This window comes from Halomonas sp. Mc5H-6, from assembly GCF_024124705.1.
GTDB classification, from domain to species: Bacteria; Pseudomonadota; Gammaproteobacteria; order Pseudomonadales; family Halomonadaceae; genus Vreelandella; species Vreelandella subterranea.
Genome location: NZ_JAMXSI010000008.1, coordinates 127,904 through 139,832 on the forward strand (window position 1 = coordinate 127,904; position 11,929 = coordinate 139,832).

An 11,929-nucleotide genomic window follows, 5' to 3' on the forward strand; every position below is an offset into this window, starting at 1 on the left:
AGACTTCACGTTGAGATTATTCAAAGACACGATCAATAGTTACCCTGGTAGCCTCTCGTGCGTTAATCGGGCCAACGTCGACCCGCTCGACAGAACCCCATAGATCCCCCGCCTGAGGGCTGGCCTGGCCACTTGGTGAAACACGTACCATCAGGCGAACCTCGCGCGCTTTCGATATCTGCGCATCGGCCGTCATGGCCGCGCGGTCATCCAGCACGACGGTCATTGGCAGTTCTGAGACCAGGCCCTGAACCACCGCCAGCGGTGGCTGTTCGCCATCCACATCGCGGGCAACGATAAAGACTTTATCATCACCGTCAACCTGACTTGCCAGATCGGGATCAAGCGACACCCTGACCCGCACCCCCGGGCCTTCTGCCTGCGTGACTTGACGGCCTTCTTGTTCACCAAGGCGCGATTGCGCCACCTGAATGCCCTCGCGCAGCGACGCGGCGATATCCGGATTCTCAACATTGGCCACGGCGCGCCGCCAGCGGTCGATCGCCTGCGCGTAGTCGCCAGTATCGAAGGCGTGGATGCCAAGTATACCCAAGGCAGTGGGCTGGCGGGGGTCTTCCGCCAGCACTTCGTCCACCAGCCCCTGTACCTCGTCGGTGAGCTCACGCCCGGCCATGAAAAAGCGCAGCTGCGCGAGCTGGGCCAACAGCGATGGCTGGCGCCCTTCGAGGGCGATCAAGCGCTCAAGCGCCGTCACGGCGTTATCCGCTTGGCCGGTTTCCCGGTAAAGCGGAAACAGCGTGCTCCACAGGTTGGGGTTGGACGGCTGCTGTGACGTCTGGGCCTCAAGCCGCTCGATATACATCGCCCGTGAGCCCTCCGGGTGTTCGCGAACCTCCTGGCCAATGGCCCACAGCACAAGATCGTCCGCCGCGCCCTGCTGCTGGTACCACGCCAGGCTGCCCGCTCCCAGCGCGAGCATCACCAGCGGCACGACCCAACGTCCCGATGCGTAAGGCTTGAGCGGCCGACGCTGCAGGGTGGCGGTATCGTCCAGCAGACTGCGCTCCAGTTCAAGACGTTCTTCAGCCAATTGCGCGGCGTCAACTTTGCCGTCGGCGTGGGCGTTCTCAAGCGCCGCCAGACGCCGCCGGAAGATGGCGACATTCTGCTCGGCGGCGGCGTCATGCTGCTCGAAGGCCAGCTGCTTATCGCGCCAGCGGCGGGCCGTGCGCAACGGCAGCACCAGCAGCCAGAGCGCAGGCAGCAATACGCAGGCAAGGGCGATCCAAAGCAGGGTCACGACGACTCCTTACGCTCAATCAGGGCATCCAGTCGCGCCTGCTCGTCAGGGGTCAGCGCCTTCGCCGAGGCGTGACGACGGGCCCTGACGATCAAGGCGACGACGACACCCACCAGCACCAAGAGCCCGACCGGCAAGCCCCAGAGCAGATAGGTACGCTGCTCCAGGCGCGGGTTATAGAGGATGTAGTCGCCAAACCGCTGCACCATGTGATGGATGATTTCCGTGTCCGACTTACCCTCGTCAAGCAACTGATACACGCGTTCCCGCATGTCCGCGGAAATGGGCGCATTGGAGTCATCGATCGCCTGGTTTTCACACAGCGGGCAGCGCATGGAGGCCGTCAGGTCGCGATAGCGCTGCTCCTTCACCGGGTCGTCAAAGTCGCGCAGTTCGATACCGGCCGACCACGCCGACAGTGCGCATAGCATCAGCACCACCAGGCCTAATCCGCGAATTAGCGCCATTTCTCCACCTCCGGCAGCAGACGGTTGCGAACATCCTCGGGGGATACATAGCCTTTATGGTGATAGCGAATGATGCCTTGCGCATCGACCACAAAGGTTTCCGGCGCGCCAATGACGCCAAGCTCAAAGCCCAGGTCACCTTCAGGATCAAAAATATTGGCCGCAAAGGGGTCGCCGAACTCATCCAGAAACGCCAGACCATTCTCACGGGTATCCCGGTAGTTGACCCCCACCAGACGGATGCCACGGTCCGCCAGGTCAAGCAGCTGGGGCATTTCCTGGCGACAGGCGGCGCACCACTCGCCCCACACATTGACCAGTGTCAGCTGGCCTTCGAGCAACGATTGGTCGACCCGCTGATGTTCGTCTGCAAGCGTCGTTGCCTCAAAGGCAGGAAAGTCGCGGGCCATCAGCGCCGAGTCACGATCGGCGGGGTCCTGGGACAGGCGCTCGAAGAAAAACAGCGCCAGCCCTAGAAACGCAACGGGTAACAGAAACAAGAGCCAACGTCGTTTCATGCCTGCCCCTCCTGGGCCAATCGTGCCGGGCGCGTCTTACGGTAGCGCTTGTCGAACACCGCCAGCACACCGCCCAGCGCCATCAGCAGACCGCCGAGCCACAGCCAGCGTACAAAGGGTTTGTACTGGATACGCATCGCCCAGCTGCCATCGTCCAGCTCTTCGCCCATGGCCACGTAAAGATCACGAAAGAGGCCCGGGCTAAGCGCCACCTGGGTCATGGGCATGCCCGTCGCCAGGTACAGCCGCTTTTCTGGCTGCATCTCGAAACGACGGCGGCTGTCACCCCGCTGTACCTCAATGACGGCGGTATCGGCCAGGAAGTTGGCACCGCGCCGGTCGAAAAGCTCGGTCATGGTAAAGTGATAGCCTGCCACCTGGACGCGGGTATCCGGCGACATGCGCACGTTGCGCTCCACCGCATATTGGCTGACCACCGTGGCGCCGACAATGGTCACCGCCACCCCCAGATGGCCCAGCACCATCCCCCAATAAGCCAGCGACAGGCTGCGCAGCCCTTTCCATATCGAGTGCCGATGCCGCACTTTGTCGAACAGGTCACGGCTCAATGACAGCCCTATCCACAGCGCCGTCGACAACCCCAAGATCACCCAGAGGTTCCATTCGCCGCGATACACCAGCGGCACCAGTGCCCCCAGCCCCAGCGCTGCCAAGCCCGCCAGCCACAGCTTGCGCGCCAGTTTGCCAGGCGACGTCGACTTCCACTGCGCCATCGGCCCCAGCCCCATGAACAGGCAGGCAATCACCGTCAGCGGTACGAACAGCGCATTGAAATAAGGCGGCCCCACGCTGATCTTGCCCAGCCCCAGTGAATCCAGAATCAACGGATACAGCGTGCCCAGCAGCACCGTCATCGTCGCGGTCACCAGCAGGCCATTATTGATCAGCAGCAGGGCATCCCGGGACAGCCAGTTAAACCCCACGGCATGGCTGACACGTGGCGCGCGCAGGGCAAACACGACCAGAGAAAGCGTGACGGTAATGGCCAGCAGCACCAGGATGAACAGCCCCCGCGAGGGGTCGTTGGCAAAGGCGTGCACCGAGGTCAGCACGCCGGAGCGGACCAGGAAGGTGCCCATCAGCGAAAGCGAAAAGGTGGCAATCGCCAGCAGTACCGTCCAACTCTTGAAGGAGCCGCGTTTTTCGGTGACCGCCAGCGAGTGAATCAGGGCCGTGCCGGTGAGCCATGGCAGCAGCGAGGCGTTTTCCACCGGGTCCCAGAACCACCAGCCGCCCCAGCCCAGCTCGTAGTAGGCCCACCAGCTGCCCAGCGCAATCCCGACCGTCAGAAACGCCCAGGCGGCGTTGGTCCAGGGTCTTGCCCAGCGGGTCCAGGCGGCATCCAGCCGCCCTCCCAGCAAGGCGGCGATGGCAAAGGCAAACACCACCGAAAACCCGACATAGCCCATATACAGCATGGGCGGATGAATGATCAGACCGATATCCTGCAACAGGGGGTTAAGGTCCGCGCCATCGGCGGGGATATCCGGCAGATGCCGCTCGAAGGGGTTCGAGGTCAATAGGATAAACAACAGAAAGCCGGCGCTGATCAGCCCCAGGATACCGAGCACACGGGCGAGCATGTCCCGGGGCAAACGCCGCGACCACCAGCCGGCAACGCATCCCCAGCCCGCCAGCATCAGGCTCCACAGCAACACCGAGCCTTCATGGTTGCCCCATACGGCGCTGAGCTTGTAATACCAGGGCAACAGCGAATTGGAGTTGTTGGCGACATTCACCACGCTGAAGTCGTCCATGGCGTAACTGGCCGTCAAGCAGGCGTAGGCCAGCAGCACAAACAGAAACTGGCCGGTGGCCATGGGCCGCCCGTAGGCCATCCACAGAGGGCGTCGCGTTGCGGCTCCGGCCAATGGCATCACTGATTGCACCACCGCCATCAGTAGCGCAATGATCAGGGCGAAATGACCTATTTCGGGCAATATCCGGGTCAGCATGGGGACTCCGGCTGAGCACGATAATCGACGGTGAGGTGGCGGCGCATCACGTATCGTCCTTGCGCTGCTGGCCTACCTCGGCGGCCTTGGCCTGAAAATCGGCGGGCGAGTAACCGGCCTCTTCCAGGGCTTGTGCCACCTCGGGGGGCATATAGTTCTCGTCGTGCCGGGCTAAAACCTCATCGGCACGAAAACGGCCATTGTCCTGCAGCTCGCCCACCACGACCACGCCCTGCCCTTCGCGAAACAGGTCGGGCAGGATGCCCTGGTAGTCAACCTGCAGATCGCCTACGTAGTCGGTAACGGTAAATTCAATATTCAAGCTATCGGCATCGCGGGATACCGAGCCGACTTTCACCATGCCCCCCGCGCGGATGGAACGCGACATGGGGGCTTCGCCCTGGGCGATCTGCACGGGGCTAAAAAACAGATTGATGTTGGCCCGCAGCGCATACAGCGTCAGGCCAACGGCCACGGCGGCCAGGCTGACCAGCGTGACGATCACATACAGCTTGCGCTTACGCTTTGGGGTCATCGCAATGCCCTCTTTGCTGCGGGGCTGCGGCCCGTCGGCGCGCCACCCGCTTGAGGTGTTTGAACAATAGTCGACGCTCAAGCCGGGCATGCAGTGTCAGGCCCAGCATAAATACGGCCGTGACTCCCCAGGCAGACCACACGTAGACACCATGCTCGCCCATGGACACCCATTCAGCCAACGAGGCCACCATCAGTTAACCTCCTCAAGCAACGCTTTTACCCACCGCGTGTTGGCCTCTCGACGGAGTATTTCGCTGCGCGTACGGGTCAGCGTAAGGGCGATAAAGAAGCCGTAAAAGCCTACCACCATAATCAGCAACGGCAGCCACATTTCCACCGGCATCGCGGGTCGGGAGGTCAGCGTAAATGAGGCGGGCTGGTGCAAGGTGTACCACCAGTCCACCGAGTACTTGATGATGGGAATGTTGATCACGCCGACCATGGCCAGCACCGATGCCGCCCGCGCACCGCTATCCCGGCGGCTAAAGGCGCCGCGCAGCGCTATCACGCCCAGATATAAGAACAGCAGAATGAGCATGGACGTCAACCGGGCGTCCCATATCCACCATGTGCCCCAGGTCGGCACGCCCCACACCGCGCCGGAAAACAGCGCGACAAAGGTCATGGCCGCGCCCAGCGGGGCCATGGCCGCGGCCGCCATATCGGCAAGCTTGATTTTCCAGACCATGAAAACAAGCCCGGAAACCGCCATGGCGACAAACACCGACTGGGCCAAAAAGGCGGCGGGCACATGCACATAAATGATACGGAAGCTGTTGCCCTGCTGGTAGTCGGCGGGGGCGAAGACAAGCCCCCATACGCTGCCGACCAGCAGCAAAACGGCAGCCACGCCCCAGCACCAGGACTGCAGCACTGCGCTCCGGTAATAAAACCACTTTGGCGACCCCAGCTTATGTATCAAGCCCCACATACAGTGCTCATCCCTACCCGTTAATACTGATACGCAGCGACGCGGCAATGGCCCAGGGAGCAAATATCAGCGCCGCGGCCAGCAATGCGCCAAGCATCGCCAGATGAGGCAGTACGGCATCGCCCTGGATAGCCGCCTGAACCGCCCCGGTACCAAAAATCAGCACCGGAATATACAGCGGCAAAACCAGTAGCGAGAGTAGCACGCCACCCCGGGGCAAACCGACGGTTAATGCCGCACCAATACCGCCGATGAGGCTCAAGCTGGCACTCCCCAGCGCTAACGATGCCATCAACACCCCAATACTGTGGACAGGCAGCGCCAGCATGATACCCAGCAGGGGTGACATGAGCGCCAGCGGCAAGCCGGTAACCAGCCAATGGGCGGCCACCTTGGCGATGCTCAATGCCGCAAGCGGCTGAGGGGAAAGCATCATCTGCTCCAGGCTGCCGTCATCGAAATCACTGCGAAAAAGGCCATCCAGCGACAACAGCGTGGCGAGCAGCGCCGTGACCCATAACAGCCCCGGCGCCATGACGGCCAGCAGCTCGGCCTCGGGTGAAATACCGATGGGAAATAAACTAACCGCCAGGGCATAGAAGACCAGCGGGTTCAGCACTTCACCGCGCCGACGGCGCACGCGATTAAGGTCACGTACCAGGGTTGCGCCAAAGGCGACGCCGAGGCGCCTGGAGGTCGGTTCGGCCAGTACCGCAACGCGCTGTGTGGTTTCTGAAGGCGGCAACTCTGGCTCCTTTAGCCCAACGCAACATGACGCAGCGGATGGTCAATAGCGAGTACATGGTGGGTCGTCATCACCACGGCCCCTCCGGCCCGGGCATGGGCAAGCAACTGCGCCTCCAGCGCCTCGACGCCCGCCTGATCGATGGCCGTAAAAGGCTCATCCAGTATCCAGAGAACACGCGGCGTGAGACTCAGCCTTGCCAGTGCCACGCGGCGTTGCTGACCCGCTGATAAATGCCCCACCGGGACATCTTCAAAGCCTGCAAGGCCCATGACCGCAAGGGCGGCTTCGCGCTGCGTCGCGTCGCTGCATTCATCGTGCAATGCCTGGTACCAGGCCAGGTTTTCCAGCGGCGTCAGGCCCGCACTCACGCCTGGGGAATGCCCCAGGTAGAGCATGTTGGCGGCCAAGTGTTCGCGACTCTGTCCCAGCGGCTTGCCCTGCCAGTGGAGTGCCCCGCAAAACTCGTTGAATTGCCCGGCCAGCACTTTTAGCAGCGTGGTTTTGCCACTGCCGTTGGGACCGGCCACGTGCCATATATCACCGCGATTGACGTCGATATCCAGCCCCTCGAAGAGCCAGCGGCCATCGCGCTCACACCCCAGTTGACGGCCTTGCAAACTCAGCGACACATGCCACCCCACGCAATGAAATACTGGCTTGAACTCTACACTCAAAGCCATTTCCCCGCTAGTCGCGCCAGCCTGCGACCCTCGCTCAGGTCGGGTTGCCAAACCACTGGATAATTATTCCTGGCACTGTATGCAAAAACAGGTTTATACTGGATAAACACTGTATGAAAGAACATGTAAAAACCTAAAAAACGTATCGTGTCTACCGATAGATCTTGCCTAGGGACCGGGCGCTGATTTGGAGAAAGCCGATGAACATGTCGATGAACGCCGCATTACCGACGACTCGCCCAACGCCACGCCCCTATGCAATCCCGTCGGCAGCAGCGCGAATGACTCGCCGTAACACCTATACGCTGAAAGTGCGCGGCAACCGGATGGCCGATTGCAACCTGTTCGATGGCGACGTCATCGTGATTCGGCGCTATCAGGACGATAGTCAGGGCGAAACGGTTATCGCCGAAATCAATCAGCAAACCCTGGCCCTCAAGCAGCTATCCATCAGCCGGGCGGGCGTACGCCTGTGGCTGGATGATGCCCGGCACCCCGAAGTGTTTTTGCATAATCGCGACATTCAGGTACTTGGCATGTTCATGGGAATTGAGCATCATCCCGTGACACACTAAATTGCCGGGACATTCATGCGTTATCGCGTACCCCAACTGCCCCCAGGCACTTGGCATATTGACGAGGTCGAGGTCGAGAAGAGCCGTTTCATTGCCTGGATAGCCCACACTCCGGAGGTTGACGCCGCGGAGGCACTGACAAAGGCCGCCAGGCAGGCACACCCCAATGCGAGCCACCACTGCCTGGCCTACATTGCCGGCGCCCCGGGCGAGCAGCTGCGCATTGGCTTTTCCGATGACGGCGAGCCCGGCGGCACTGCCGGCCGCCCCATGTTTCAGGCGCTTCAAGGTAGTCAGTTAGGCGAGGTCGGCTGCATGGTGATCCGCTACTTTGGCGGCACCAAACTGGGCACCGGCGGGCTGGCCCGGGCCTATGCCCAAGCGGTGAACAAGGCACTCGATACCCTGGAAACCCGGGAAGTTATCCAACGCGTTCACTACAGGGTATGCTTTTCCTTCGCCGACGAATCCATTGCCCGCGGATGGTGCGAGGAGCAGGCCATTCCCGTGGTCAACGCCGAGTATGACGGAAAGGGGGTCACGCTCACCATCGGCTGGCCGAGTGACTGGGCACTCGACTTGACACCGCTGGAAAGCCGCCTGAAGCAGTCCATTCCCGCGCAGGCCATTAACACCTAGGCAAAAAAAACGGCCGCCCGTTGAAGGTGCGACCGTTTTGCTGAGCGTCAGGTGTTTTTTTACCCTAAGCACTGATTAACCTAAGTACTGATTAACCTAAGTACTTGATCATTACCCCTGCGGCCACCGCCGAGCCGATCACCCCGGCCACGTTGGGCCCCATGGCGTGCATCAGCAGGAAGTTATGCGGGTTGGACTCCAGCCCCACCTTGTTGGCCACGCGTGCCGCCATGGGCACCGCCGAAACGCCTGCCGCGCCAATCAAGGGGTTGATCGGCATTTTGCTCACCAGGTTCATGAGTTTGGCCATCAGCACGCCTGCCGTGGTGCCGATCCCGAAGGCGATGATCCCCAGCGCCATGATGCCCAGCGTTTCCACGGCCAGGAAGCTGTCAGCCATGAGCTTTGAGCCCACCGCCAGCCCGAGCATGATTGTCACGATATTGATCAGGGAGTTTTGCGCCGTGTCGCTTAACCGCTCGACCACGCCGCATTCGCGCATCAGGTTGCCAAAACAGAACATACCCAACAGCGGCGACGCATCGGGTAGAAACAGCGCCACCAGGATCAACAGCAGCAACGGGAACACGATTTTCTCGAGCTTCGACACCGGGCGCAGCTGCGTCATGGTGATCTCGCGCTCTTTCTTTGAGGTCAGAAGGCGCATGATCGGCGGCTGGATCAACGGCACCAGCGCCATATAGGCGTAAGCGGCCACGGCAATGGCACCCAGTAGTTCAGGGGCCAGCATGCTCGAGACATAGATCGACGTCGGGCCATCCGCCCCGCCGATTATGCCGATGGCGGCCGCCTGATTGAGCGAGAAATCCATCCAGCCCATCGACGACAGCAGCACGGCACCGAAGAGCGTGGCGAAGATGCCGAACTGTGCGGCGGCGCCGAGAAACAGCGTTCTCGGATTGGCCAGCAGCGGCCCAAAGTCGGTCATGGCGCCAACGCCCATGAAGATAATCAGCGGTGCAATGCCCGAGGTAATCGCCACGGTGTAAAACATGTACAGCAAGCCATCGCCATAGCCCGCCCCCTTGGCCACGGCTTTTGCGGTAGCAAGCTGCTCGGCCGATGCGCCATTGGCCATCATCTGTTGAAGGCTCGTGCGCCAACTCTCGATATTCGCCTGACTGTCCAGGCTGCCACCCAGCGCCGAGGCGATCTGTTCCAGCAGCACGGGCCGCCCCACGTCAATCGCCTGATCCAGCGCGGACAGCGCCAAACCGGCTTCGGGGATATTGGCGAGAATGCCACCAAAGCCAATCGGCACCAGCAACAGTGGCTCAAACTTCTTGTAGATGGCGAGATAAAGCAGCAGTAGGCCCACCATCACCATCACGGCTTGGCCCAACTCCAGATTATAAAGCCCGGAGCCTTGCCATAGGGTCAGTAATTTATCCATGTGGAGGGTCCTTAAAGTTCGATCAGCGTATCGCCAACGACAACGCTGTCGCCTTCACTGACGCTAACAGCCGAAACGGTCCCGGCACTGCTGGCACGCACTTCGGTTTCCATTTTCATCGCTTCAAGAATAATCACCACGTCACCCGCTTCGACGGTATCGCCCGGGCGCACATTGACCTTGAAGATGTTGCCAGCGAGCGGCGCGGTGATGGCCTCGCCGCTGGGGGCCGGTGCTTCTTCCTTCGGAGCGGCACCGCCCGCGGGCTGCTCTTTCACATCGCTGATGTCGCCGCCTTCAGCGACTTCCACGACAAACGCCTTGCCGTTGAGTTTGACAGTGTAGGTTTCCGGACCGGCACTGACGGCAGGCGCTTGGCTTTCTGCCTTGGCAGGCTCGCTGGCCGTTTCCGCCTCGGCGGCCTGGGGCTCGGGCTCAAAGGCGTCGGGATTGTCGCGGTTCTTGAGGAATTTGAGACCAATCTGCGGAAACAGCGCGTAGGTCAGCACATCGTCGACCTGCTGCTCGCCCTCGGCCAGGCGAATGCCGTCGGCCTGGGCGTGATCTTTCAGTTCGCTTGCGAGCTTGTCCATTTCCGGCGAGAGATTGTCCGCCGGGCGGCAGGTGATGGGTTCGCCACCTTCCAGCACGCGCTGTTGCAGTTCACTGTTGAAGGGCGCAGGCGCGGCGCCGTATTCGCCCTTGAGCAGTGCCTGGACTTCCTTGGAAATGGACTGATAGCGCTCGCCCATCATGACGTTCATCACTGCCTGGGTGCCGACAATCTGCGAGGTCGGCGTGACCAGCGGAATAAAGCCCAGGTCTTCACGTACGCGGGGGATTTCGGTGAGCACATCGTCGAGCTTGTCGCCCGCGCCCTGCTCTTTGAGCTGGCCTTCCATGTTGGTCAGCATGCCGCCGGGCACCTGGGCGATCAGAATCCGCGAGTCGATGCCGCGCAGCGAGCCTTCAAAGGCAGCGTACTTCTTGCGCACGCCGCGGAAGTAGCTGGCGATATCTTCCAGCAGTTCAAGGTCGAGCCCGGTATCGCGGTCGGTATCCTTGAGCATCGCCACCACCGATTCAGTGGGACTGTGGCCGTAAGTCATCGACATCGACGAAATGGCGGTATCGACGTTATCAATACCTGCTTCGACCGCCTTGAGAATGGTCGAGGTGGAAAGCCCCGTGGTGGCGTGGCAGTGCAGGTGCACGGGGATCGACAGCTCTTTCTTGAGGCGCGAGACCAGCTCAAACGCGGTGTAAGGCGTGAGTAGACCCGCCATATCCTTGATAGCCAACGAATCCGCGCCCATGGCCGCGATGGTCTTGGCGAGGTCAACCCAGCTATCCAGGGTATGGACCGGACTAACCGTGTAAGAAATAGTCCCCTGCGCATGACCGCCCACCTGGCGAACCGCCTTGATGGCGCGTTCCAGATTGCGCGGGTCGTTCATCGCATCAAAGACGCGAAATACATCGACGCCGTTGGTTTTGGCACGCTCGACGAATTTATCCACCACATCGTCGGCGTAATGACGATAGCCCAGCAGGTTCTGGCCGCGCAGCAGCATGGCCTGGGGTGTGTTGGGCATGGCGTCCTTGAGGGCCCGAATGCGTTCCCAGGGATCCTCGCCCAGATAGCGAATGCAGGCGTCGAACGTCGCGCCGCCCCAGGTTTCCAGGGACCAGTAGCCGACTTTATCCAGCTTTTCGGCAATCGGCAGCATGTCAGCCAGACGCAGACGGGTAGCAAACAGCGACTGATGGGCGTCGCGCAGTACGACATCGGTAATGCCCAGTGGTTTTTTTGTTTCGTTCATGGCTTGGCTCGTAGTCAAGGAATGTTTATTTGTAGTAAAAATAACAAAAAATCATGCGGATTGCCTGGAGCGCCCCGACAAAAGATGAAAGTTAACGACGTCTTTTCGAGCGATAACGGTGCACTGCAGCACTAATCACGGCTAGCGTCTCATCGTCCTGTCCTTTCCCCCGGGAGGCAGGCTTGGCCCCACCACTGGGCGCAACCGGCGCGGGCGCAGGCTGAAAACGCCGAATAATGCCTGACATCAAGGTCAGCAAAAAAACTAAAACCGCAAGAAAAACAAACACAAACCCCATGCCTAACGCCATAAGCCCGAGGCCTTCCTGTAATAGTTCCGGGTCCTGCATAAGGCTTCTCC

14 protein-coding genes are annotated in these 11,929 nt (G+C 60.8%); 2 read left to right on the forward strand and 12 right to left on the reverse strand.

What is annotated here, in order from left to right:
* Positions 1 to 16 precede the first annotated feature (16 nt).
* From ccmI to ccmA, 9 genes are read right to left on the reverse strand one after another with little or no spacing between them, the layout of a single operon-like run.
* Positions 17 to 1,261 (reverse strand): c-type cytochrome biogenesis protein CcmI, encoded by a 1,245-nt coding sequence (gene ccmI, locus NH395_RS12700; RefSeq protein ID WP_253025329.1) that lies wholly within the window; start codon positions 1,259 to 1,261, stop codon positions 17 to 19.
* Positions 1,258 to 1,728 carry a cytochrome c-type biogenesis protein gene (locus NH395_RS12705; protein WP_253025331.1) on the reverse strand — a complete coding sequence of 157 codons (471 nt, stop codon included), beginning with the start codon at positions 1,726 to 1,728 and terminating at the stop codon, positions 1,258 to 1,260. The genes ccmI and NH395_RS12705 overlap by 4 nt, the downstream gene beginning before the upstream one ends.
* Entirely contained in the window at positions 1,719 to 2,246 is a 528-nt protein-coding gene (locus tag NH395_RS12710; protein ID WP_253025333.1) for a DsbE family thiol:disulfide interchange protein, read from the reverse strand. The genes NH395_RS12705 and NH395_RS12710 overlap by 10 nt, the downstream gene beginning before the upstream one ends.
* Positions 2,243 to 4,222, reverse strand: a complete 1,980-nt coding sequence (locus NH395_RS12715) for a heme lyase CcmF/NrfE family subunit (protein WP_253025335.1) — start codon at positions 4,220 to 4,222, stop codon at positions 2,243 to 2,245. Before NH395_RS12715 ends, NH395_RS12710 begins: the two co-directional genes overlap by 4 nt.
* Positions 4,223 to 4,268: 46 nt before the next feature.
* Entirely contained in the window at positions 4,269 to 4,757 is a 489-nt protein-coding gene (gene ccmE / locus NH395_RS12720) for a cytochrome c maturation protein CcmE (RefSeq protein WP_253025337.1), read from the reverse strand.
* Positions 4,741 to 4,950 (reverse strand): heme exporter protein CcmD, encoded by a 210-nt coding sequence (gene ccmD / locus NH395_RS12725; protein WP_253025339.1) that lies wholly within the window; start codon positions 4,948 to 4,950, stop codon positions 4,741 to 4,743. Before ccmD ends, ccmE begins: the two co-directional genes overlap by 17 nt.
* On the reverse strand, positions 4,950 to 5,690 hold the full coding sequence (locus NH395_RS12730) for a heme ABC transporter permease (protein ID WP_253025341.1): 741 nt from the start codon (positions 5,688 to 5,690) through the stop codon (positions 4,950 to 4,952). The genes ccmD and NH395_RS12730 overlap by 1 nt, the downstream gene beginning before the upstream one ends.
* Before the next feature lie 13 nt (positions 5,691 to 5,703).
* Positions 5,704 to 6,435 carry a heme exporter protein CcmB gene (ccmB, locus tag NH395_RS12735; RefSeq protein ID WP_253025343.1) on the reverse strand — a complete coding sequence of 244 codons (732 nt, stop codon included), beginning with the start codon at positions 6,433 to 6,435 and terminating at the stop codon, positions 5,704 to 5,706.
* Between the two features lie 11 nt (positions 6,436 to 6,446).
* Positions 6,447 to 7,067, reverse strand: a complete 621-nt coding sequence (gene ccmA / locus NH395_RS12740) for a cytochrome c biogenesis heme-transporting ATPase CcmA (protein ID WP_253025455.1) — start codon at positions 7,065 to 7,067, stop codon at positions 6,447 to 6,449.
* A 332-nt stretch (positions 7,068 to 7,399) separates the two neighbouring features.
* Between ccmA and NH395_RS12745 the strand changes: the two genes are divergently transcribed.
* Both NH395_RS12745 and NH395_RS12750 read left to right on the forward strand, forming a co-directional pair.
* Entirely contained in the window at positions 7,400 to 7,693 is a 294-nt protein-coding gene (locus NH395_RS12745) for a S24 family peptidase (protein ID WP_253025345.1), read from the forward strand.
* Positions 7,694 to 7,708: 15 nt separating this feature from the next.
* Positions 7,709 to 8,332 carry a YigZ family protein gene (locus NH395_RS12750; RefSeq protein ID WP_253025347.1) on the forward strand — a complete coding sequence of 208 codons (624 nt, stop codon included), beginning with the start codon at positions 7,709 to 7,711 and terminating at the stop codon, positions 8,330 to 8,332.
* 91 nt (positions 8,333 to 8,423) lie between these two features.
* Here the strand turns inward: NH395_RS12750 and NH395_RS12755 are convergent, their stop codons facing one another.
* The 3 genes from NH395_RS12755 to NH395_RS12765 form a co-directional block, all read right to left on the reverse strand.
* The gene (locus NH395_RS12755; RefSeq protein WP_253025349.1) at positions 8,424 to 9,746 is read right to left on the reverse strand and encodes a sodium ion-translocating decarboxylase subunit beta; all 1,323 of its coding nucleotides are present in this window, start codon (positions 9,744 to 9,746) and stop codon (positions 8,424 to 8,426) included.
* A gap of 11 nt (positions 9,747 to 9,757) precedes the next feature.
* Positions 9,758 to 11,569, reverse strand: coding sequence for a sodium-extruding oxaloacetate decarboxylase subunit alpha (gene oadA / locus NH395_RS12760; protein WP_253025351.1), 1,812 nt, complete (start codon positions 11,567 to 11,569; stop codon positions 9,758 to 9,760).
* Between the two features lie 91 nt (positions 11,570 to 11,660).
* Positions 11,661 to 11,918 carry an OadG family protein gene (locus NH395_RS12765; RefSeq protein WP_253025353.1) on the reverse strand — a complete coding sequence of 86 codons (258 nt, stop codon included), beginning with the start codon at positions 11,916 to 11,918 and terminating at the stop codon, positions 11,661 to 11,663.
* Between the last annotated feature and the right edge of the window lie 11 nt (positions 11,919 to 11,929).